General features: G+C 56.8%; 19 protein-coding genes. 12 read left to right on the forward strand and 7 right to left on the reverse strand.

Going from position 1 to position 22643, the window contains the following annotated elements; translation table 11 throughout:
• Positions 1–3: 3 nt before the first annotated feature.
• Positions 4–1317 carry a serine hydrolase domain-containing protein gene (locus HOV93_RS25215; RefSeq protein WP_207399328.1) on the reverse strand — a complete coding sequence of 438 codons (1314 nt, stop codon included), beginning with the start codon at positions 1315–1317 and terminating at the stop codon, positions 4–6.
• Positions 1317–2312, reverse strand: coding sequence for an NAD-dependent epimerase/dehydratase family protein (locus HOV93_RS25220; RefSeq protein ID WP_207399329.1), 996 nt, complete (start codon positions 2310–2312; stop codon positions 1317–1319). The genes HOV93_RS25215 and HOV93_RS25220 overlap by 1 nt, the downstream gene beginning before the upstream one ends.
• Positions 2313–2586: 274 nt before the next feature.
• Here HOV93_RS25220 and HOV93_RS25225 point away from each other — a divergent pair, with 274 nt between their 5' ends.
• Together HOV93_RS25225 and HOV93_RS25230 are read left to right on the forward strand one after the other, a co-directional pair.
• A complete protein-coding gene (locus tag HOV93_RS25225) occupies positions 2587–3492 on the forward strand; it encodes a DUF1559 domain-containing protein (RefSeq protein WP_207399330.1) in 906 nt (301 codons plus the stop codon).
• Positions 3493–3510: 18 nt separating this feature from the next.
• The gene (locus HOV93_RS25230; protein ID WP_207399331.1) at positions 3511–3966 is read left to right on the forward strand and encodes a hypothetical protein; all 456 of its coding nucleotides are present in this window, start codon (positions 3511–3513) and stop codon (positions 3964–3966) included.
• Positions 3967–4103: 137 nt separating this feature from the next.
• Here HOV93_RS25230 and HOV93_RS25235 read toward each other — a convergent pair whose 3' ends face one another.
• Together HOV93_RS25235 and HOV93_RS25240 are read right to left on the reverse strand one after the other, a co-directional pair.
• Positions 4104–4958 (reverse strand): PRC-barrel domain-containing protein, encoded by an 855-nt coding sequence (locus tag HOV93_RS25235; protein ID WP_207399332.1) that lies wholly within the window; start codon positions 4956–4958, stop codon positions 4104–4106.
• A 248-nt stretch (positions 4959–5206) separates the two neighbouring features.
• The gene (locus HOV93_RS25240) at positions 5207–7021 is read right to left on the reverse strand and encodes an alpha-amylase family glycosyl hydrolase (protein ID WP_207399333.1); all 1815 of its coding nucleotides are present in this window, start codon (positions 7019–7021) and stop codon (positions 5207–5209) included.
• Positions 7022–7540: 519 nt separating this feature from the next.
• Between HOV93_RS25240 and HOV93_RS25245 the strand changes: the two genes are divergently transcribed.
• The 7 genes from HOV93_RS25245 (at position 7541) to HOV93_RS25275 (ending at position 14279) form a co-directional block, all read left to right on the forward strand.
• Positions 7541–8539 (forward strand): VWA domain-containing protein, encoded by a 999-nt coding sequence (locus tag HOV93_RS25245; protein ID WP_207399334.1) that lies wholly within the window; start codon positions 7541–7543, stop codon positions 8537–8539.
• 31 nt (positions 8540–8570) lie between these two features.
• Positions 8571–9605, forward strand: coding sequence for a tetratricopeptide repeat protein (locus HOV93_RS25250; RefSeq protein ID WP_207399335.1), 1035 nt, complete (start codon positions 8571–8573; stop codon positions 9603–9605).
• 9 nt (positions 9606–9614) lie between these two features.
• Positions 9615–10445, forward strand: coding sequence for a MotA/TolQ/ExbB proton channel family protein (locus tag HOV93_RS25255; protein ID WP_235991069.1), 831 nt, complete (start codon positions 9615–9617; stop codon positions 10443–10445).
• Between the two features lie 5 nt (positions 10446–10450).
• Positions 10451–10879, forward strand: a complete 429-nt coding sequence (locus tag HOV93_RS25260) for an ExbD/TolR family protein (RefSeq protein WP_207399336.1) — start codon at positions 10451–10453, stop codon at positions 10877–10879.
• Positions 10876–11319, forward strand: a complete 444-nt coding sequence (locus HOV93_RS25265; RefSeq protein ID WP_207399337.1) for an ExbD/TolR family protein — start codon at positions 10876–10878, stop codon at positions 11317–11319. Before HOV93_RS25260 ends, HOV93_RS25265 begins: the two co-directional genes overlap by 4 nt.
• Positions 11320–11425: 106 nt before the next feature.
• The gene (locus HOV93_RS25270) at positions 11426–13927 is read left to right on the forward strand and encodes a hypothetical protein (RefSeq protein ID WP_207399338.1); all 2502 of its coding nucleotides are present in this window, start codon (positions 11426–11428) and stop codon (positions 13925–13927) included.
• A 175-nt stretch (positions 13928–14102) separates the two neighbouring features.
• Positions 14103–14279 carry a hypothetical protein gene (locus HOV93_RS25275; protein WP_207399339.1) on the forward strand — a complete coding sequence of 59 codons (177 nt, stop codon included), beginning with the start codon at positions 14103–14105 and terminating at the stop codon, positions 14277–14279.
• A gap of 923 nt (positions 14280–15202) precedes the next feature.
• Here the strand turns inward: HOV93_RS25275 and HOV93_RS25280 are convergent.
• Positions 15203–15841, reverse strand: coding sequence for a hypothetical protein (locus HOV93_RS25280; RefSeq protein ID WP_207399340.1), 639 nt, complete (start codon positions 15839–15841; stop codon positions 15203–15205).
• Positions 15842–15896: 55 nt separating this feature from the next.
• Positions 15897–16262 carry a hypothetical protein gene (locus tag HOV93_RS25285; protein WP_207399341.1) on the reverse strand — a complete coding sequence of 122 codons (366 nt, stop codon included), beginning with the start codon at positions 16260–16262 and terminating at the stop codon, positions 15897–15899.
• A 473-nt stretch (positions 16263–16735) separates the two neighbouring features.
• On the opposite strand from HOV93_RS25285, the gene HOV93_RS25290 reads away from it, so the two are divergent.
• Positions 16736–18868, forward strand: a complete 2133-nt coding sequence (locus HOV93_RS25290; RefSeq protein ID WP_235991071.1) for a DNA topoisomerase VI subunit B — start codon at positions 16736–16738, stop codon at positions 18866–18868.
• A gap of 94 nt (positions 18869–18962) precedes the next feature.
• Here the strand turns inward: HOV93_RS25290 and HOV93_RS25295 are convergent, their stop codons facing one another.
• A complete protein-coding gene (locus HOV93_RS25295; protein ID WP_207399342.1) occupies positions 18963–20321 on the reverse strand; it encodes a Gfo/Idh/MocA family protein in 1359 nt (452 codons plus the stop codon).
• A 1053-nt stretch (positions 20322–21374) separates the two neighbouring features.
• On the opposite strand from HOV93_RS25295, the gene HOV93_RS25300 reads away from it, so the two are divergent.
• Complete coding sequence (locus tag HOV93_RS25300) at positions 21375–21524, forward strand: hypothetical protein (protein WP_207399343.1); 150 nt, start codon at positions 21375–21377, stop codon at positions 21522–21524.
• A 709-nt stretch (positions 21525–22233) separates the two neighbouring features.
• The coding region (locus HOV93_RS25305; protein WP_207399344.1) for a hypothetical protein at positions 22234–22643 on the forward strand (410 nt) is incomplete at its 3' end.

Raw genomic sequence — 22643 nt, forward strand, 5'->3', positions numbered from 1 at the left:
GCTCTAGAGATATCGGGTAAATAGGTCTCCTGCCGGCCAGCGACCGACACCGCTGGCTGGTGCGTGCAGGAGGGGATCGATTGTCACGGACATCGTTTGCCCTTCCGGGTTGAAGTCTTGATTGAACAGCACCGTGAAGCAAACCCCGTCCGCGCGAGCAACCAATAGCGACGACACACCGGCCAGTTGCCCCGTGTGCCAACAGGTCCACGGTAGCAGCTTTCCCTGGACAGGACGCACCAACCAACCGCATCCGTAATAGGCCCCGTTCCAATCTGGTGTCGCTCCGCTGATGTGCGGCTTGGCGAACATCTGCTCTTGCGATTGCTTGTTTAACAGCGGTTTTCCTTGGGGGAAGAACAGCCCCGAAGCAAACCGCGTGACTTCCACCGCCGAGGCCAGCCAACCGCCGGCCGACGATACGTTCTCGATCCGTTCAATGCCGTAAGGGAAGGGTACCGGGTCCTCGCTTTCAAGCCCCAAGACGTTCGGCCCGGTGCGGCCTTTCGCGTCGCGATACTGCACCTCGGCTGGGGCCGCATCTTCTTTCAACGTGCGTGCCAGCTGCATGCTGCGGATGCCTAGCGGGTGCAAGATCTCTTGCTGTACATATGCCTGATACGTTTGGCCACTGAGCTGTTCGATCAAGCGTCCCAGCATCAGATAGCCGATGTTGGCATACGCGTACTGGTGCCCAGGGTCGAAGTCGAGCTTCCTGGTCAAAGCGAATTGCAGCAGATTGTCTTGGGAAAGCGGAAAGGTCACGTCTAGCGCGTCGCGGATCTGGTGGCTCAATGCCAGCGGATCGCCGGAGGCCTGTTTGTCGAAGCCTCCGGTATGCTGCAAACAATGCCGCACGGTGATGTCGGCCAGACGAGGATCGGCCCAACTTTGCGGATCATCCTCTAGAAAGTCCAGCGCAAGCAGCGGCACGATCGGTTGATCGAGTTGAACTTTCTCGGCCTCAACCAATTTCATCACGGCCGCCGCCGTGATGGGCTTGGACAAACTAGCGATGCGAAACAGCGAAGTCGGCTGAACATGCTGCTTGCGGGCCAGGTCCGCGTAACCGAAGCCCTTGGCATAGACCAATCGCCCCTGGTAGGCCACGGCCAGCGAAGCGCCCAGCGGCTGATTCTCGTCGAAGAAACGCTCCATCAGCGTATCGAACGCAGCCAACCCCGGCAGGCTATCACCATTGGCAGTGACGCTGTCTGCCGCATGGCCTTTGTCGGCAGACCAAGCCCCCAAACCGCTGGCCGATACTGCGGCCCCAAGCCGGGCTAGAAATTGGCGGCGATCGGTGCGTTCAGGCATCACTCGGAACCATCCAATGCCGGAAGATAACCATTGGCTCGAAACCAGACCAACGCGTCACGGAGAGTCTTATCGAGCGGGCGAATCTGATAGTCGAGTTCTTCCATCGCCTTGTCGCTACGATAGTAGTGATACTGACGAACAACCCTGATTGCCGCCGAATTGACCTCGGGCTCTTTTCCATCCATATGACCGTACATGTCACCGCTAAACCCGGCGATCATCCCGACCAGCGGCCCCATACGTCCCCATGGAGGACGCCGTCCGGTAATGGCGGCCATGCGTTTCCACAAGTCGTAGTACGACAGGTTCTCACCGGCCAAGATGTAGTTCTCGCCGACTCTACCCTTGTGCGTTGCTTGAATAATTGCCGCAGCCACGTCCCGCACGTCGCATGTGCTTCCGCCACCGGGCGGTGCCAACGGGGGCTGTTTTGTCACGACCGAAATCAGCATCTTGCCGGACGATGGTTTCCAGTCCCACGGACCGAACATCAGGGCCGGATTCACAATGACGACGTTCAAGCCTTGCGGAACCATTTCACGCAGAGCATCCTCGGCGGCGCGTTTGGTGATCACATAAGGACAAGGCACTTTTCCTTCGCGCGGCGTTTCTTCGTTGGCCGACGCATCCTTTTTGCCCACCCCAAGCGCATCGACCGAAGAGACATATACCATACGCGCCCCTTGCTTCAGGGCCGCTTGGGCGATGATCTTGGTCCCTTCGACGTTCACTTGGTGCATTAGCTTTTCTTTGGTCCAGCCAATGTGCACCACCGCAGCGGCGTGAATGACCACGTCGACACCAATCATGGCCGTGTTAACGGCTTGCTCGTCACGGATGTCGCCGGGGACAGCCTCGACATCGAGTCCCGCGAGTGAACGATCGATCCGTGGATCACGGACCATCACGCGAACTTGATGTCCTTGCTCTAGCAGCATCCGAGTTACGTTATTGCCCACTAAACCAGTCGAACCGGTAACAAGTGCCAGCACTATCCTTCTCCAATCACGCGTTATTCGCAGCTTGCCTACGTTTAATTGTCATCAAGATTCCCCCGTTTTGAAATAGGACAAAGCAATGTAATTGATTTGTCCCTTAGGGTTTATGTTCGAGACGGTTCACATCCCGAATCAACCAACCAAAAATTAAATATATATGGAACAACTTTCCACTTGCCGGTAGGATGGTTGCAGAAAGTCGGATATCTCATCTCTTCTCTTGTCGACTTTTCCTGATTCGCTCCGGTCTCATCACGGGAAAATTGAAATGCTTCGTTTCGCCTCGCCGCAGCGGCTGCGCTTCCGCGCCTTTACGCTCGTTGAACTGTTGGTGGTGATCGCCATTATCGGAGTTTTGATTGCCTTACTACTGCCGGCCGTGCAGCAAGCGCGCGAGTCGGCTCGACGGATGCAGTGCTCTAACAACGCGAAGCAAACCGCACTGGCGATGCATACCTATCACGATATTTTTGGCATCTTGCCACTGCCAGGCTATGGCGGGAACCATCTCGGCTGGAGTTCTTCGATTCTTCCGCAGTTGGAACAAAACGCCATCGCCGAAGGCCTCGATTATAGCGTCGGCGGTCATGCTGCCCCGGGACGAGTGAAATATGGGATTAACCGCATTGATGCCTACATGTGCCCCAGTGCTCCGAGTTCTGAAATTTACTCGGAACGCACCGAAGAGTCTTACAACGGCCAGCAATGCTACGTGATCCATTACTTCGGAATCTTAGGACCTCTCGGAACCAACGCCACCAGTGGGCAAGACTATGACTGTATAGACCTTTCCGAAGCATTCGGCGGCACATGCACCGAAGGAATCATGTGGGAAAAAGGCTCGAAGTTTCGCGACGTGACCGATGGACTCTCCAACACCTACCTGATGGGTGAAAACTCTTGGCAGGATATGCCGTACCGACGGTACTGGCTGCGTGGCGAGTACAACGATACTCGCGGAAAGCTCTATTTGATCTCGAAGAATATTCAGCACCCAATTAACAGCGGCGTCTCTACCAAGTGGAACACGGTGGCGTTCGGCAGCATGCACCCAGGCGGTGCGATGTTCTCGCGCGGCGATGGTTCGGTGACATTCCTACCCGAAACGATCGATTTCGCGACGTTCCAGGCCGGGGCCAGCAAGGCCGGTAACGAGCCAGTCACAGCTAACTAATCCATGGTATTTTCGCCCATGCTATTCACCTTGCACGCATCGCGTTTTTGGCTAGCTCTGGTCACGATTGTTTTGCTAGGAGCCACGTTCGGCTGCGGCGGGAAAAGTGATTCGGGAACTTACCCAATCTCTGGCACCGTGACTTATCAAGGAAAACCAGTTCCGGTCGGCTCGCTTACGCTCGTCCCTGATTCGAGCCAGGGTAATCGGGGCGCTGCCGTCTCGATGGAAATTGTGGATGGCAAGTTCGATTCCGCCAACGCTTCCCGCGGCCATGTCGGCGGCCCCCATCTCGCCACCATCGTAGGACTTGATGGAAACGGCGATGACGACCTTTTTCCCATGGGGTACATGCTGTTTCAGGACTACCAGGTTTCGTTAGACCTACCCCAGGAAGAATCGACCCAAGATATTGTCGTTCCCACCGACCGAAAGAAGCCTGGCCGCCGCTCTCGAAACAGCTCTGGGCCGTAATGATTCAGCGGCCATCTCTGCTAGCCTTCGAACGCAAGAGACGCACTCGGATGACTCCGAGTGCGTCCTTCCGCTTTCGCGGCGTGCGTGGTTTATCTTGCTACTTCTCAGGGAAGTAGCTCGTACGACTCCAGCGATTACTTATCGCCAGCTTCGTGGAATGCCTTGTCGACATTGTTACGCATGTCTTCGCTATCAAGTTCAGCGTAGTACTTGTCCGAGGTTACCTTCGGAGCAGCACCAACGATGTTCTTGTCAGCATCGATCATGGCGGTGTACTGATTGTCTTCAGTCTTGGTGACCTTGACCTTGTCGGCAGGCACGGCGGTGTACTTTTCGCCAACACCAAGCGTTCCACCGGAACCAAGGATGAAGTACTCAGCCTTACATTTGTCCATCTTGTGGTTAAAGACGATGTCATCTAGCTGACCGATCGATTCGTTACCACTACCTTTGACGTCCAAGTCGTTCAGAGCCGAAGCAAGGAACATCTCTTCAGCTTTTAGCTGTTGAGCGTCGGTCGACTTGAAGTACTTGCTGTTGCGTTCGTGAAACGCATCAACGGTTAGGTCGGCACAATGTTCGAGCGACAGTGCAGGAGCATTTTCTAGGTCTTCAGCCGACATAGGAATGCTGACCTTCAAGGTCGGTTCATCGTCGGTGTCTACCCAAGCTAGGTCGACCGCTTTAGCGGGAACCGCATGGTTGGTTTCGCCGACACCTGCGACGCCACCACTACCGATGATCATGTAGACGACTTCGCCGTCTTTGGTCATGACAATATCGTTCACCGAACCAACAGTGTCTTCTTTGTTGGAGCCATAAACACTTGCGCCGAGGACGCGAGTCGCAGCAATGCGATCCGACTTCTCGGTATTCTTCTTCGTGGTCGTTGCTTCTTTCTCTTGGTTGTTGACGGGCTTATCGTCAGCGACGGCGGGAACGACCAGGGCCACTGCGAGTAAAAGTCCTAAAGTACGCGTTACTAACATTTTACGATCTCCTAATTTAAACTGAGGTTGTTCGAGATAGTAGAAATGAATTGCAACTGCCATACCGACTTTAGAGTTCTCTCCCAAAAAAGCCCAAGTGTTGGCGAATCTCCGCGTTTTATCCGGTTATTCAAGGCGATGTGCCGTATTTATTCATCGCCGAACTGAGATGCGTTGAATGCGCTGATCGTTTCTCGTACAGCTTGCTCGGATTCCCGTCACCAGGCATCGCAAGCGGCGCCAACCTGTTAAGAAACAGGATCTTGCGAGTAAATCAGCATGCTATAAGGACTGATCGAGATCGTTCCGGCATGCGTCAGGCCGTCGCGTGGCTTTTCTTGCGGTGCTAGCTGTACCACGGTCGACGAAACGAAGGTGGCGTTGTAAACCGCAGCCGCACTGTTAAGACGCAACTTCCAAGTTCCGCCACTGGGAAAACCAATGCGGTAGTTCTCTAATGCCTGATTTGAAAAGTTCACGATCACCACCACATCGTCCCCCAGGCCATGCTCTTGCCAACGCTGATAGGCAATCAGCTTGCACGCGTCGTCGCGATGATAAACATGGACGTGTTGGCCCAGTAAACCCTTAGTCACACCATGTGCATTTCGCCGAGCATGGATCATATCGCGGTAAAGCATGACAACGCCGGGGAACTCTTCCTTCCGGTCCCAATCCAGCGGATCGGTATCTTGGAACCAGCCATCTTGCAGGAACTCTTGGCCTTGGAAGAGCATCGGAATACCAGGCGTCGTCATCATGATGCCGGCAGCCAGGGTCGATCGGTGCCGGGCATAGCCATCGGCCGGAGCTTCCGGATCAATCTCGGAAGGAAGCCGCGACTTGCCGTTGGCGACTTCGTCGTGCGATTCGGTATAAACGACGCGTTCAAACGCGTCCAAGTTATAACGGAACGTGATGGCATTGATCAGTTTATCGAGGTCACGTCCATCGTCGTTGGGCTGCTTAGCCACATCGCGCACCGGATGCACGAACTCGGCATCCCACTGGCTCGAAAAATGGCTGCCCCCCTCCGAGGCATCCTTGGTCAGATACTCGTTGGTCTGCAGATCCTCGGCAATTAATAGCGTCCCCGGCTTCGCGGTACGGATATCTTCGTTAATCCACTGGGCCAGACTCCACCCCTCAGGCAGCTCGCTTTGGCCGTCGACACTACGCATATAAAGCGTCATGTCGTAGCGTAACCCGTCGACATGGTAGTCGTTGATCCACATCATCGCGTTATCGTAAATGAACTGCCGCACCTCGCCGCGGCCATAGTCGGGCCGGGTATCTCCCCACGGCGTCTTGCTACGCCAGTCGTTGTAGAAGTAAATGCCTCCTTTGTCGTTCTCTTTCCACAGATCGAACTGCCAGATATCGAGATCGCTGGGGCCGAAATGGTTGTAGACGACATCTTGAAGGACGCCAATTCCGCGTTCATGCGCAGCTTTCACAAACCGCTTAAACCCGCGCGGCCCACCATAACCGCTCTCTACCGCAAAGATCTGCGCTGGGTTGTATCCCCAACTAATATCGCCGGCGAACTCGGCCAACGGCATCAGCTGAACGACATTCACGCCTAGGTTAACGAGGTGATCCAATCGCTTAATCGCATCTTTAAACGTTCCAACGGTCTCTTCATCACTACGGGCAAACGTCCCCAGGTGCATCTCGTACAGAACAATTTCGTTCCACGGGGGAAGCTGGTAGTTGTCGTCGCCCCAATCGAAATCGGTGTGGTGGATGACACTATTGCCTACCGAGTTGGTCACTTCCCGGGCGCGGGGATCCATACGGCTGACCTCTTGGCCGTCACACGTAAGCATGTATCGGTACTCGTCGCCAGCTTCCGCTTCCGGCACGTTGATATACCACTGCCCGTTGTCTTCGGCCTGCATCGGCATCGACTTGGGGTCCCAATCGTTAAACGTTCCGACAATGCTCACGTTTTCTGCGTGAGGTGCCCACAAACGAAATGCGACTCCTGAATCGTGTGGGATAGGCCCCATGCCGGAGTAGACCTTTTGCGTAGTAGCCGACGAACCTGAAAGGCTTGCCATAGTTAGAGATTCCTAAGAGATCGCGAGACGGATAGATACTGCTCTGCACTATGCAGGAATCGCAGTAATTTCCAAACACAAGAAACTGCGCATGCTACCAAGAAAAAGGACACCGTGGACGTCGACTTGAAATCGGGGGTACCAAGCCGACATTCCACGGGCCACTTGCCTGCTTCCTGGAAATTCTTCACAGACTTATTCAACGGCCGCAAAAGCAGTTGTGAATCTATGAAAAATCCTGAAATAGGCCAATCGTTCGATTCACTTGGCATTGCGACTGTGGATGAGCACTAATGCACGCTGTGTGCCAAAACTGGTGAACCCGTGGAAATTCACGATCATTTCCCAAGCGATGCCCCCATAATGCGGATAGAATGAATAGTATCTTTCCCTTGTGGCTATTTTGAGCGTTCAGTCTGCGGGCCGAGCGAAGCCTGAGCTGATCGGAAATCACGCTTGTCGCAACGAGTGTGGCTGGCTACAAACCAGTATTACGAGTCCTTTGTCCAACATGATGCTATGTCGACCAGCCAACCACTTGAATCCATCGAGCCTGCCGACCATACCCAGTGGGTCAAACCTCGTCGGGCGATGCCAGCATGGCTGATGTCGCTGATGATCCATGCGTTACTGGGAACCCTGCTGATTCTGACGGTTCAGACGGTAACCAAGGGAATCGGAGACGAGCCGGCCCGTCGTGGTAGCATTGCGCTGGCCAATCGCAGCGAGAACACGACCGAGTATTTCGATGGCGACTCAAGCCAATCAGCCGATAGCCAACAAGCGACCGACTCGCAGCAGGCCGCCCAAGCCATCAGCCAGGCGTTGCCGGCGGTTGATCTTCCACCCAGCATGCTAGGCAAGCTGCTTCCCCGTGGCGATCAGGCCCTGACCGGCGAAGAGGCATCCGGCCTCCCTTCGGCCGGCGGCATGACCCAAGGGGGAGCGACCTCCAAAGGAGGCCTGGGCAACGAAGGCAAGACGTCGGTCTTTGGTGCCGAAGGCCGGGGCAACAAGTTTGTCTATGTCTTCGATCGCAGTGGTAGCATGGATGGTCGCCCCCTGGCCGCCGCCAAACAGCAGTTAATTAAGAGTCTGCACGATTTAGACAAGCTGCATCAGTTTGCCGTTATCTTCTACAACGAGAATCCTCAGGTCTTCAGCCCTCGTGGTAATGGACCGCAGTTGGTCTTCGCCGACGAACAGGGCAAGAATCTGGCCGAGCGTTTTGTCCGCGGGATCATAGCCAGCGGCAGTACGCAGCATGTCGATGCCTTGTCGCTGGCCTTGAAAATGAATCCGGACGTGGTCTTCTTTCTGACCGACGCCGACCAACCGCAGCTATTTCCCGCGGACTTGGATCGGATTCGCAAGCTGAACAAAGGGTGCTCGATCCACGCGATTGAATTTGGGTATGGCCCCTACGATGGACGACGCAACTTTCTGGTAAGATTGGCCGACGAGAACGACGGCGTCCACAAGTACGTCGATATCTCGAAGCTCCGTGCCCAACCTTAATATCATCAACCCGTTGAGATTGAGACCACCGTTGCCTCGTCGCGCGATCCTGCTTTCTGTTGTTCTTTCCACGATCGCGTTTGGCGTTCATGGTCAGTGGTGCGCAGCCGACGATGTCGTTACCCTTCGCCCTGCCAGTTCCACAGCCGAGCCCACCAAGGTTCGCGGCAATGTGATCGACTACACCGGCCAGGTGCTGACGCTGCAAACAGCTTCCGGGCAAACCTCGATTCCTGCGGAAAAGGTCGCCTCGGTCGAGACCGACTACGCTTCCGACGTGCTGCAAGCCAAGCAGTTTCTGAAGGAAGGAAAGTCGAGCGAAGCGGCCAGGATATTCAGCGCCGCAGTCGCCGGCGAACGTCGCCCTTGGGTCAAACGCGAGATCCTTTCGCTCGAGGCCATCTCGCTGCAAAACGCCGGTCGGTATATCGAAGCAGGCAACGCGTTTTTGAAGATCGTGGCCGATGATCCTCAGACCATCCACTTCGCTGCGTTGCCGCTGGCCTGGTTCAGCTTGCCGCCCCATTTCGAGCGCGATCGGGCAGCCCGGCAGTGGCTAGAGATGTCGTCGCCGTATGCTCAACTGATGGGTGCCAGCTGGCTGCTGAGCACTTCTGATCGTTCCCAGGCAATCCAAGTGCTGGGCAAACTTCGCTTGAGCAAGATCCCGCAGATCGCGCTGCTCGCGGAAGCTCAGCTGTGGCAAACCAAGATCGTCACGGCCAGCGAGGCCGATGTCCAGCAGTGGCAGCGGCAGCTTGATGCCAACATCTTGCACGGAGCGGCAATGGCCGGTCCCACGCTGGTGGTCGGCAAAGCGTGGCGGCAACTCAATCACGATCCACAAGCGGCCCTCACGCTCATGCGGCCCCCGATCTTGTATCCCAACCAACGCCCCGTGGCGGCAGAAAGCCTACTTCAGGCAGGCCGAGCGCTGCAAAGGGCAGGGCAGACCGACGAAGCGGCTCGCGTCCTGCGCGAAGCGATCGCCCAATATGGCGACCAGCCAGCACGGCAGGAAGCGGAAATCAATCTTAAACGAATCGCCAGCTCAGGTAGCAACTAGGAGGCAGCCTTGGCCAATTTGACACGTATCGGAATTTGGACCGCTTGCCTGGCGGTGCTGGCCCTGGGAATGCTGGGAAGCGGATCGAGTCTGTTTCCCGCTGCCGGGCCCAAGTCAGCCGCCGCGCAAGATACCGCTCCGATCGATCCACCGGTCGACCAACCTTCGGCAGCACCGGAAAAGACCGGCTTCGTCGATATTGTCCTCAGTGGCGGTATCGTCGGGGGGATGATCCTCATCTTCCTGCTCGCCTTGTCGATGACGGCGGCCTACCTGGTCTTTGAACAAGCGATGACCATTCGCAAGACCGAGATCATGCCACCAGAGCTCGGCGATACGGTCCGCGATCATCTGCTGGCCGGTAAGGTCCAAGATGCCGAGCGAGCTTGCCGCGAGCGTCCTAGCTTTCTGTCGTTCGTGCTGCTGAGTGGCATCGCCGAACTCGACGGAGGTTGGACGGCCGTTGAAAAGGCGCTCGAAGATGCCACCGCCGAACAATCCGCGCGGCTGTTTCGCAAGATCGAATACCTCTCGGTCATTGGCAACATCGCCCCGATGGTTGGGCTGCTGGGTACCGTCACCGGGATGATCTTCGCCTTCCAACAAGTGGCCGCCACGCAAGGCGCCGCCGGAGCTGGCGACCTGGCCGAAGGGATCTACCAGGCGCTGGTCACCACGGTAGGCGGCTTGCTCGTGGCGATCCCGTCGTTGGGTGCGTTCGCCATCTTCCGCAACTGGGTCGACGAACTGGTGGCCGAAGCCGCTTACGTCGCTCAACAGGTCTTCACTCCGCTCAAACGTCGCAAGCGTCAAGCTGCCTCCCAGGCCTCAAGGAGCTAAATGGCATGCGTGTGCCGAGCAACTTGAAACCGGGTCAGGCCGAATTCAACATGACACCGATGATCGATGTCGTGTTCCTGTTGATCATCTTCTTCCTTGTCTCCAGCCACCTGGCCAAGCAGGAAGCTCAGATGCCGCTGCCGCTACCCACCGCCCAAAGCGGCCAAGAGATTATCGACGACCAGCAACCCCGCGTGGTGGTGAATATCGAAGTCGACGGATCGCTCATCCTGGCCGGTCGCCGCGTCCCGGCCGACCAACTGACAGAACGTCTTTCCGCAGAACGCCAACGAAGCGGCGACTCGATCGAACTACGCATCCGCTGCGATCGCCAAACACCCTACGCCAACGTGAAACCCGTGATGCTGGCCGCAACCGAAGCTGGCATCTGGAGCATCGCGTTCTCCGTCATTCGACCGGAGGACGCCCGATGAAACGCCCTAGCCCCTACCGAGATCGCGGGCCCTTACAGGTCGCCATGACGCCGATGATCGACGTCGTGTTCCTGCTTTTGATCTTCTTTTTGTGGACGGCCAGTTTTCAGATCGTGGAATATGCGTTGCCCAGCAGCATCTCGCCCCCAGCCAATGTCGGCTCGTCGGCTGAGAAAGAGCTGGAGATCGAAGACTTCGAACAAATCGTCGTCCGCATTACCGGCGAACCAGGCAACTTCACCTACTCGGTGAACGAACGCCGCACCCAGGAATTGCCGGAAGTTCGCGACATCCTGGGCACGCTGGCCTCGATCAAAAACGACGTTCCCTTGATCATCGACCCAGCCGAAGTCGTCCCGGTCGGGCAGGTCATCGACGTCTACGACATCGGACGCGTGTTGAACTTCCAAGAGATCCAATTCGCAGTTGAAGCCGATTAAGAGAGAGCGACCACAGACAATCTCAGATCAATTGTACGATAACGCTACTCCATTGATAGACTCCGAGCCCTGAAAGGGCGACAGGTAACGACACACGATCCCTTCCATGAAATATCATCTCATCATCACGCTCTTCCTGCTTACGTTTACGAGCGTGACGTGGGCGCAGTCCGCGCTGGAAGATGACCGCAAGATGATGCAGGGCCTGCTCGACCGCCAATTGTTTGGCCTCGCCGAGCGCTACGCCGCGCAGCAGGTCATGGCCGAAGATATCTCGCCGGCACACCGGGCCGAGATGGCCGCCGAATTGGTGCGTGCCTATTCGCTACATGCGATGAACGCACGTCCGAGCGAGCGCGATCGCTGGTGGAACTCGGCGGCGTCAGTCCTACCTCAATTTCAAAAGCAGTTTCCCGATCCGGCTGCGGCGATCCTCATCGAAGTGCAATCCGCCAATAGCCAACTGGCCCAGTTGCGGCTTCTGCGGCAAGAGGGCCAGGTCTTCAACGACGACGCCAAGCTAACCCAAGCCCAACAGCTCGCCGCCCAGGTACTTCAGCAGTACGAAACGCTGCAGGAAAAGGTCGACCAGCTTCTGCGGCAATCGCACACGCCCAACCAACCATTGCCCCTGACGTCGGATCAGTTGTTGGCACTCTCGCGCAAGGTCTCGCTGCATTTCGCCGAAGCAGCGGAAGAACAGGGGCTCAGCTACCCGGCCGATTCGTTAGACCGCACCAACGCCATGGTTCAGGCAATCCAACGGGTCGAACCCCTCACCAAACTGCGACCTGATACCCAGGTCAAATGGCCGGCCCAGCTCTTAGAGATCCGCGCCCTGCGCCATCTCGGCCGGCTAGATCAGGCCCAAGCCAAGATATCGCTGCTACTGGAAACCGATCCACCGCCGCCCCTTCTAGTCTTCAATGCCGCATGGGCTGAAAACATTCGCGTGGCCATCGCACAGAATAATTTGGCGTTGGCAACTCAGCGGATCAATCAGGTTCGTGCGCTCGATAAGACCTCTTCACCCCAGCTCGACTACGCCATTTTCGAGACCTACCTCGCGCTCTGGAAGCAGGCCGAACAGCAGCAAAACACCAAAGACGTGAAACTCTGGCAAGGTCGCGCGGCAGCGGTCGTTCGCGAGCTGGAACAGCTATATGGTCCCTATTGGGCTCGCCGTGCCGAGCAGCAATTGACCGGCAGCGCAACCACCGGCGGAACGCAGAACGTCGACCTGCTTCGCCGCACCGCCGAGAACTACGTCCGGCAAAAGGACTGGGACGAAGCACTCAAGAACTATGACCTGGGTGCCCAAGCAGCCCGGACTTCTAACCAACCCTCCGAAGAATACCAGCTTCGTCTGGCCGGGGCCGCCGCAGCCATTGAAGCAGGCAACCTGGCCGAAGGGGTGAAGCGCCTGCGAGCCACGACGCTCGAGTTCCCCGCCGAGCCGGACGCCTCGTTACGGCATCTGACGGCGGCCTACTACCAATCGCAGCTTGCCCGGCAGGCTGATCCCCCGCAGTTGGAACCGTATATCCAATTGCTGCGCGAGAACCTTAGCCGTTGGAACGAAGGGGAGCCAGCCGCCCAAGCCGCTATGTGGCTCGCCCAGATCGAATTCTCTCGCGGAAACTGGCGGGCCGCTACCGAAGCCTACCTGTTGATTCCCGCGACTTCGTCCCACTTTCCCTCCGCCGTCGAAGGTGTTCGTCAGGCCTCGCTCAAGTGGTTTCAAACCGCCGACGCGAAGCAGGAACTCGTACCGCAAGACGTTCGCAAGGTGATCGACTACTTCGAGCAGGTCGTCCTTAACGGTCAATCGGGCGGCGGCCCGTGGACCGCGACCATGCGGCTGGCCTCTGAAACCGCCGCCCAACTGTGGCTCAACTACACCAACAACGGCTACGTCAACGCACGGGCCGTGCTGGAGGTCGCGCTGCGATCCAACCCCGATGGGCCTGCCGGCTGGCGAAGTCGTTTGGAGTCGCTGCAAGTGATTGCCTTGGTGGGCCTGGGCAAGCTTGATCAGGCCCAAGCGAAGCTGCAACAAGTACGCGACGACAGTCCTCAGCAGCTATTCGAGGTCTTACAGGCCCTCGCGCAGATGGGTGCATCGGCATCGTCGAGCATGCGAGAGCAGATCGCCGAGATCGAATTGAAGGTCATCGCGATGCTGCGGCCGAACATGATGCAGTTGGACGAGGCAACCCGGATGGTTATCACCACCCGCGAAGCCGAAGCGATGGCGGCCAGCGGCAAGCTCGACCGCGCGATCGAACTTTACACGGCCCTCGCCCAGCAACTTCCGGGTGATTCAGAAGTGCAAACAGGCCTGGCCCGCATGCTTTCTCGCGGCACCACACAGCCGCTGCAAGAACAGGCCCTGGCTCGCTGGCGACAAATCAGCCGCAAAAGCCGCACGCAGTCACCAACCTGGTACGAATCGAAATTAGAAATTGCCCGCTGCCACATCAAGCTCGGCAACCCCGAAGAAGCCAAGCAAGTCGTCCGCTACCTGCAAACGCTTTACCCCGACATGGGCGGCCCGGAGATGAAGTCCCGGTTTGTGGATTTGATGCAGCAAACGCCGCGAAACTAGTGTTGCCTGCCAGGTTGTACAACCTTCTAACGTGTGCCGCTGGCCTCTCGCCAGTGTGAATAAGGCACCCATCGCCCGAGCCAATTCCGCTTTAAAAATTCTGGCAACCCGCCAAGTCGACTGCTTATAATGTGCAGCCTCGATTGTTTAACCTACTTATGAGGAACGTTAAAACATGAAATTGATGTATCGAATTTGGTGGGCGATTCTCGGGCTGGGCATTGCCGCACTGGGCACTTTCTTCATCTTCGCCGATCCTACCATGCGAACCACCGGCCTTATCTGCGCCCCGATCGGTCTGGCTGTCTTCGGGATTCAAGTCTTCATGCTGATGACTCGCGGTAACCGCTAAGAAACTGGATCGAACGATCCCGTGAGTTCGGGCCGAAAGCTTCGGTGCAAATCCAAGTGGGTCGCACCGTATAGCTTTCCAACTTGCTCAACCTCTAAGCGTGTGGCTCTGCTGCATTGGATCGACTATCAAGCATTCGCACTGTTAAGGGCAGCGGTGCCACGCCTGTCGAGGCTCGACTGACTGGCGTCTTCTTATTTATGCCACAGCTAAGGCAGAAGCCGGACATACCTGCCGGCGTTTTAGAATGTCCCAAGCAAAGCTGCCTGACATCACTGGTAGTCCTACCAAGTGCAGCACGCCGTTTGCTATCAACAGACACTTTGTTTCGACAGGACTCGATAGGTCGTAAGACGGGGGCAAGTCGTCTGTCTTTGACGTTAGGGGGAAATGATATGAGCGAGCATTGTCGCTACTTAGGCTGCTCGAATTAGCTACCAAACGGGTTGGTTGCCTTGACGGGGCGAGAGACGTGCACGCCGAGCACGATCGCGATCGAGGCACCGAAGAAGATCAACATGGTTTGGAATTCGAGCATGGCTTGGTTCTCTTTGTGAGAGGTTTTCCTGAGGGGGTGAATGTTTGTTGAGAGACTTAATTTCACTTACCGTGCCAAAGTGCGGACCGGCCGTGCTGAATTTCGAAAGCGGCCGCTTTTGCCCGGAGAAACCGGCATATTCGGCAGACTCTAAAAGAAACACCGGGAGGAGGTGTGGTTGCTGGTTGTCGAGTCGATAACATCATTCGCGGAGTGAGATTTTGAGACAAGCGGCTAGCAGAAAATTTGTCGGTGGTGTGCGGGAAACCGATAGCAGTGCATCGCTGGCATCGGCATAAACGCGGCAACAAGAACCTAAAAAAAGCTGAGCCCTCGGTTGGTCGAGAGCTCAGCTTTGGTTGACTCTGAGGTTAGGCCGTGAGGACTAAGCTTCCGGCGGGGCAGCTGGCGTCGGTGCGGCCGATGGGGCGATGGGCTGCTCGTTGTAGCTGCCGGGCACGTAGCCTTCTTCGGTGATGACCGAACCGCCGTGGACGCCTTGCGAAGGAGCACCGTAGTGGCCGTTGCCGTAGTAACCGTTCCCACAGTTACCGCTTGGGCAGCTGCCGGTCTTGTTGTTCCAGTTGGCACGGTGATGGAAACCGAGATGCCAGCCGTAGTTCAGGTCGGCAGCATTCCAGGTCCAAGGACCACGCACGCTATAAACGCCGAACTGCTGCGTGTCGTTGGGCCAGTAAGGGGTCACGCCCAGGCTGCTGGGGTGACCGGTGATACCGCCGGCATTGGCGCGGCCGAACTGGTGATAGACCGGCGTCATGCGGCTTGACGGCATGCCCCACGAGTAGTTGGTCTGCATGTTCGCGTTGGGCGGAACCACCATGGCCACTGGGGCCTCGTAGTTCTGGTAGGCGTACCCACCATGCCAAGGCAAGTTCGACGCGTGCTGGGCATTGGCGTTGTTGCTATAGCCACGTCCCCACAGCCAACCAGCTTCAGCCGTTTGCACGCTGCCGCCAATGGTCAGGCCGACAAGGAGAGCGAGAATCAGTCGTGTCTGGGTCATCGTCTTTATTTCCTACGTGAAGCGAGGGACGTGGTCCGGCTCGAGCAATTTCTGTTTAAAAGAACGGGTTGTAAGGATTCAGCCACGTGCGACCACCGTACCAGTGAACCTTGGTGCGGTTGAAACCCTGGCCACCGTTGTAGTAGTGGTAGTAGTTCCGGTGGTGCTTGTACAGAAACTCGTGCGGATCCAGTGCGGGATACGTGATGTACGTTTGCGGCACATACGGCGGAGTGGTCATCGGAGAGGTGTACATCGCTGCCGGATATCCGGCGTACGGATCGGCGACGTAGTACTGGTTCATGATGTCGGGGTAGACCGGCGGGCTGGGATACTCGTTAGCCTGGGCTTGCGAGCCAACCGCCAACCAGCCTGCAGTCAGGACCAGGGCGAACAAACAAGTTGTTGCAATGCGTTTCATCCGATTGATAGCTCCTGCCAAATGCGGCAATTGGGCAACCACGTGAAGGCCGTGGATGGGTTTCTTAGCTTGCGCCATGTACATATGTCGGGAAACCGGTCCAAACCGCCGCCTATGGGTACTTCGGCAATCTGCGCGGGTCAGATAAGTCCAGGCCTTCCGTCGTAGATTAAATCGGCTATTCCGATACCCAGTCTGAGTCTTTATAAAGCTATCATGCCAAAAACCCCTATTCTTCCGAGTGTGACAGTCATCCCCAATCTCCAGATACTGCCGCTATCCCCGTAACCGACAAACTTTACTACAATCGGCGATTCAATTCTCATCGGGTCCCCTCGCCCTTTCCAAGGGAGAGGGCTAGGGTGAGGGTTGGAAAACAGGTACCCGGTTCTCCCCTCACCCTAACCCTCTCCCCCGAGGGGCGAGGGGACCAGATTTGATCGAAACCCCCTAGTTGCTCAGGAGTTTCCACGTTGTCGGAAGGCGCCACCACTACTGCGAACGGATCCGCAAAGCGTAAGAAGTCTGCTCCCCGCCGCGCTACGGCCGAGTCGATGGCCACCAAGCAGCGCGAGATCTCGGTCAGCGAGTTCTTTGCCAAGAATCGCCATATGCTGGGTTTCGACAACCCGCGTAAGGCGCTGCTGACCACCATCAAGGAAGCCGTCGACAACTCGCTCGATGCGTGCGAAGAAGCAGGCATCTTGCCCGAGATCTGGGTGCATGTCGAACAGACCGGCGAAAGCCGCTACAAGGCCGCCATCCAAGACAACGGGCCCGGCATTCTCAAAAAGCAAATCCCGCTGATCTTCGGCAAGCTGCTGTACGGCTCGAAGTTCCATCGTCTCCGCATGAGCCGCGGCCAGCAGGGGATCGGGATTAGTGCGGCCGGGATGTACGCCATCTTAACGACCGGTAAGCCGATCAAGATTGTCAGCAAGACCGGCCTGAAGAAGCCTGCCCATTACTACGAACTGCGGATCGACACCAAGGTCAACAAGCCGGAAATTCTCAACGGCAAAGGAGACGGCGAAGATATCCCGCCCGGCGAGAAAGGCGACCAGTACATCCAAGACCACGGCATCGAATGGGTCACCCATCACGATCCCGAAACGCCCGATGCCAGCCCCAAGCCCATTGCTTCTGGCACCCGAGTAACCCTCGACTTGGAAGCCAAGTACCAGCGTGGCAAAGGGAGCGTCGACGAATACCTCGAGCAAACGGCGATCGCCAACCCGCACGTCACGCTGCATTACATCGACCCCAGCGGCCATCAAAAAACGTATCGCCGTTCAACCGACGTCTTGCCACCGGAAGCAGCCGAAATCAAGCCGCATCCTTACGGCGTGGAACTCGGCCGGCTCGTTTCGCTGTGTAAGGAATCGACCGAGTCGAGCCTGTCCGGCTTTCTGACCACCTCGTTTTCTCGCGTCAGCCCATCCATTGCCAAGCAGATCTGCGACAAGGCCAAGCTCAGCACGCGAATGCGGGTTAAACGCATCGATCGCGATCACGCCGAGCAGCTGTACAAGGCAATTCAAGACACCAAGATCTCCAACCCCACGACCGACTGCATCGTGCCGATCGGGGAAGAGCAGCTTCTCAAAGGTCTGCATAGCGTCGTCCCGGCTGAGTTCTACGCGGCGGCTACGCGTCCGCCGGCCGTTTATCGCGGCAATCCCTTCCAGATCGAAGTCGCTTTGGCCTACGGCGGCAATGTGGAAACACAGAAGATCACCAAGGAACTACTCACAGAACTGCTGTACGAAACGGATGCCCGGACGGTACGTCAGTTTCTGATCCTGACGTTCAATGGCCTGGGCCCGGATGCGGCCGACAAGATCATCAAGCAGTCGAAAGTCGGCACGCGGAAAAGCCCCAACAAGCTCAAGCCGAAAGAGATCGACCACCTCTTCGAGGCAATGCAGAACATCAACGTCAACGAAGGCCAGACGATGCAGGTCTATCGGTACGCCAACCGCGTGCCGCTGCAGTTTCAGCATGGCGATTGTGCGATCACTAAGACGCTTGCCCAAACCAATTGGCGTTCGTACGGCCTTTCGCAGTCGCGCGGCAACTTGCCCAGCGGCCCGATCACCATCATGGTGCACATCGCCAGCGTGTGGGTTCCTTTCACCAACCAGGCCAAGGAAGCCGTTGCCAGCTACGACGACATTCAAAAGGAAATGCGGCTCGCGCTGCAAACCGTTGGGCGAAAGCTGGGCATGTTCCTCCGCCGCCGCATGAAGGTGAAGCAGCAAGCCGACCGCCGCAGTATCTTCCGCCGTTACCTCGGCGAAGTCGCCCAGGCCGTCAGCGACATCAACGGTACCGACAAAGACCTGATCTACGATCAACTGCTGGAAGTCGCCAAGAAGAAGACCGCCGAAGCCGACATGGTCATGGACGAAAGCGGCAAGGCCGTCGACCCCACCCAGGCCAACTACGGCGGCGGCGTGCTCATCGTCGATAAAGACGACGACGAAATGCTGGCCGAGATGCTCAACCGCCCGGCCGAAGCCGAACCCAACGCCAGCCCCGACGAGTCAACCCAAGGCGAGCAAGGCGAACTGTTCGACGAAGACGAATCGGACGACGACGAGTAATCGCGTGAATGCAGGGAAATACACGACGGTACGTTGGCTATCTCTTCGCCCGGTAGGGGCCGCAGATAACAGCCGAGGACGTGAGCCATCGGCACTACACGTTCTCCGCCGTCGGATGCACCCATTCGCCGCGGTATTCCCGAGCCAATAGCCCGTTCGCCTCGTCGTCTTGCTTGACCTTGCCCGCCTGCACATCCCACGTCAAACTTCGGCCTAGCTGCTGCGATAGGTTTGCCAGAATGCAGCTGGCCGTCGAGATGTGCCCCTCTTCAATATCGGCCACGGGGCGGGTGCGATCTTCGACTGCTTTCAGGAAGTCGCGCTGATGGGCCCGGTTCGCCGCGGCCACGTGTTGCTCGAGGTCCTTTTCGTGCTCATCCTCGGGGTACTTATCCCATTCGGTTTGGGGCTTGCCGCTGAGGGTGGCTTCCTTTTTCCCTTTAGGGAAGAATTCGTATTTGTTCACGCTCGCTTTGAGCGTTCCCTTGTCGCCATACAGAAACAGGGCCCACGGGTAATCGCGATCGGGGGCGTCGCCGTAGGTGCGGTGCGTCCACACGACATCTAGCTCGTCGAAATCAAACGTCGCGACCTGGGTGTCCGGCACATTACCGGTGGCGTCGGTGTGCACGTACGTTCCGCCGCGGCTGTTCACGCTGGTGGGCCAGCCCAAGTCAAGCATCCAGCGAACCGTGTCCAGCATGTGGATGCACATGTCTCCCATGATGCCGTTGCCGAATTCCTCGAACATCCGCCAACTGCGAGGATGCATCACCGGGTTGAACGGCAGCTTCGGGGCCGGGCCAGTCCACATCTCGAAATCGAGGTTCTCAGGCGGCGGACAGTTCTCGGCCGTCCGGTTGCGTCCCATGCCGTAGTAGCAGCAAATCTCGGCGTGCCCGATCGTGCCCAGCAGGCCTTCGCCAATCACCTTATCGCGGGCCTCGATCAAATGCGCCGTGCTCCGCCGCTGCGTGCCGACCTGCACCACGCGGTCGTACTTCCGAGCCGCGGCCAGCATCGCCTGACCTTCGATAACATCGCGGCTGATCGGCTTCTGGCAGTAAACGTCCGCCCCCGCCTGACAGGCCTCGATCATCGCCAGCGCATGCCAATGATCTGGCGTCCCGACCAGGCACACGTCTAAGTCCTTCTCGGCCAACATCTGACGATAATCACCAAACTGCCGAGGCTGCTTCCCAGACTTCTGCCGCGAAGCAATCAACTCGGCCGCCCCGTCACGCATCTGCGAATCGACATCGCAAATCGAAACGACCTCGACCGGAGCCACCTGAATCATCCGCAGCAAATCGCACTTGCCATACCACCCGCAACCAATCAAACCTACCCGCTTCGGCTTGATGTCGAGCAAGTCCTGCGCCCAAGAAGAACGAGGCAAAGAAGCAATCGCAGTAACGGCCGCAGCCGAAGTCAAAAACTGACGACGATCCATAGTGTCAGGCTCCTGAAGAAAAGATTGGGCGCATGATGGGGATGCGGTTATTGTACTTTAAAGTGCGACGAAGAAAGCGGACGGAATTCGCAGCGCAGGCGGAATGGCGGACTGTAATCACCAACTCAGCTGAGCTTCCCTGGGTATGCCTCAGCCGAGGGCGGCAGCCGGGCAAATGCAACGCGTTTTAAAACTAGATATACGATAAACGTTGGCGAGAATATCGGAGGAGACGGACAAGGGGTCAGATCTCATTTTCGATTGATTTCGTACCTGGCCATGATACAACGTGCAGATGCCCAGACCGAGAAAAGAGACCTGACCCTTTCTTGCCTACAAGTCGAAACCGAGATGAGCATGATCAAGCGTAGGCAAGGCAACTTCGTCCGAGGCAAAACGGAACCCAGCCGCGACCAAGAATTGCACCTGATGGTGCTGACCCACAATGTTATGATTCTCTGGTGGGCTTGTGTTTTCTACAGAGCCGACCTGACCCCTTTTCCTTCCCCGATAAGCATTCGCCGACAGTGCCACCCGTCCGCTATCGTAGGTTAGCTAAAGTGTACACTAGCCCTGACCCCGGGGTGAAGGGACGCCATCCGTCCTTTGATTGGCATCAATAAGGCACGATGATTCATGCCCTTTTCTTCGTTGAGCACGCTTCTTGAGTGAGGAAAAAATAAGCGAATGACAGGTAGACGAAGACTTCAATTTGGAATGATTGCCATATTGGGCTTTATTCTTGTCGTTTCTGTCATCGTGAGGGTGTGGGCACCAAGATTAGAATTCGAGCGGATGATTTCGAGTCGTTCGTCGAACACGATTAGAGAAATTGTAGTCAAAGGCCAGGGGAGGCAAGTGAGGTGTAGAAGCAAGCACCTGGTTGAATACATTGGTAGTGGGATTATGCGATCTGCACGAGGAGGAAGGGCGTATCGCGAGGATTACGACGCTGGCCTGCCTCCCCGAAGGTATGTGCCATACACAATGCGTGTCCGAACAAGTTGTGGCTACTATTCGTTTAGTTGTTGGATTTCTGCAAAGGATTGCTGTATGTTTATTCCGTTTGAGGACCCAATCGGGGAAGACGGTACACCAAATCGTCGGTTTGAATTTGCTGAACCGATTCCAGGTGAAGCAAGGGAGATGCTTCAGTTCTTGCTGAGTGATTTAGATATGGACAATAGGCTGATGGAGTTGTAAATCACCGGCAGGGTGGCACGGCCAAGCCGCCCGCCATGTTCACCATCTCCCGGTGTGCCACTGCTGCCCTGAGCAGTGCGAGTGACGGAAACGGGGTCAGGTCCAATACTGTTCGGCACAAGGTTTGACCGGTTGGTTTTGTTTTACCAGATGTTGTCTTGAATGGCTTGGTGTTGAGCGAGCGAGGGGGTGTTTGGATCTGTTTTTGTGAGAAGTGCAGATAAAAGGGGACGGGGGTCTTTTCTCTAACTATTCTTACGCGGCCGCCCGCGGGGGCGAAGGTTGTAGCTCAAGAGGAAGGAAACGGGGTCAGGTCTCTTTTTGCTTGATGAATCATATCTCCCTCAACTTTCACGAATAAATGTCCAACGGTTGACCCGTCGCTTGGACAAGAAAAGTTGTCAGGACTTTTCGTTTCGCCCCAAGTCTACAGACTTCCACTCGCTGATCAACGCAATTTGTCCAGGAAGCGGAGACAGTGAACGGGAGTTCCGCGACCTACTTCGCTTCCTAATCCCCCGAAACAAAAAAGAAGCCAAAAATTGCCCGTGCGCTCTTGACATGAGCGCACTCACCTAGTATACATAGGTTCACCATAGGGACGATTTCCCTGATGTACTCTTTTTACCTCGGTCTTTCATATCTTGAAACCGAAATTCACCCCCACGCCGTCTTCGGTAGGGCTCCCTTAACCGTCAGTCGTATTGCCATGTCCCAAGCCAACGCACAACTCGATCCTAGTGGGTCGTTCTCGTCTGAGAACGCTCCGCAGGTGGTGCTGCGCGCTGGCAAAGCGTTCGTGTGCTCGGCCTGTGGGACGCTGGTGGAAGTACCGGCCCAGGTGGTCGGGCGGAAGGTGACTCCGGTCGAGCATGCAGCCCGGCCTGGGGTCTCGCCAGTCGAACGATCGCAGCCGGAGCCTCCGGCCTCGGACGTTTCGGCTAACCAATCAGGCGGCCTCAACGATGTAGCCGATCGAAAGGCTGCAGCCGCCAAGGTTTCCAAACCGAAGCCGCGAAGAATCGACGGGATCAGGGTTCCTTCTGCCCAGGAAATGGACCGCGCGCTGGCGTGGGTTTCATTTCACCTCAAACTGCTCGGCCTGCAAGGCGGCGAAGT

Origin of the sequence: Bremerella alba (assembly GCF_013618625.1) — a bacterium.
GTDB classification, from domain to species: Bacteria; Planctomycetota; Planctomycetia; order Pirellulales; family Pirellulaceae; genus Bremerella; species Bremerella alba.

Bases quoted from the DNA above. Each gene is read 5' to 3' on its own strand.
- HOV93_RS25215 (WP_207399328.1), bottom strand. From the start codon at position 1,317: ATGCCTGAACGCACCGATCGCCGCCAATTTCTAGCCCGGCTTGGGGCC.
- HOV93_RS25225 (WP_207399330.1), top strand. From the start codon at position 2,587: ATGCTTCGTTTCGCCTCGCCGCAGCGGCTGCGCTTCCGCGCCTTTACG.
- HOV93_RS25230 (WP_207399331.1), top strand. From the start codon at position 3,511: ATGCTATTCACCTTGCACGCATCGCGTTTTTGGCTAGCTCTGGTCACG.
- HOV93_RS25235 (WP_207399332.1), bottom strand. From the start codon at position 4,958: ATGTTAGTAACGCGTACTTTAGGACTTTTACTCGCAGTGGCCCTGGTC.
- HOV93_RS25240 (WP_207399333.1), bottom strand. From the start codon at position 7,021: ATGGCAAGCCTTTCAGGTTCGTCGGCTACTACGCAAAAGGTCTACTCC.
- HOV93_RS25245 (WP_207399334.1), top strand. From the start codon at position 7,541: ATGTCGACCAGCCAACCACTTGAATCCATCGAGCCTGCCGACCATACC.
- HOV93_RS25260 (WP_207399336.1), top strand. From the start codon at position 10,451: ATGCGTGTGCCGAGCAACTTGAAACCGGGTCAGGCCGAATTCAACATG.
- HOV93_RS25265 (WP_207399337.1), top strand. From the start codon at position 10,876: ATGAAACGCCCTAGCCCCTACCGAGATCGCGGGCCCTTACAGGTCGCC.
- HOV93_RS25270 (WP_207399338.1), top strand. From the start codon at position 11,426: ATGAAATATCATCTCATCATCACGCTCTTCCTGCTTACGTTTACGAGC.
- HOV93_RS25275 (WP_207399339.1), top strand. From the start codon at position 14,103: ATGAAATTGATGTATCGAATTTGGTGGGCGATTCTCGGGCTGGGCATT.
- HOV93_RS25280 (WP_207399340.1), bottom strand. From the start codon at position 15,841: ATGACCCAGACACGACTGATTCTCGCTCTCCTTGTCGGCCTGACCATT.
- HOV93_RS25285 (WP_207399341.1), bottom strand. From the start codon at position 16,262: ATGAAACGCATTGCAACAACTTGTTTGTTCGCCCTGGTCCTGACTGCA.
- HOV93_RS25295 (WP_207399342.1), bottom strand. From the start codon at position 20,321: ATGGATCGTCGTCAGTTTTTGACTTCGGCTGCGGCCGTTACTGCGATT.
- HOV93_RS25300 (WP_207399343.1), top strand. From the start codon at position 21,375: ATGTTTATTCCGTTTGAGGACCCAATCGGGGAAGACGGTACACCAAAT.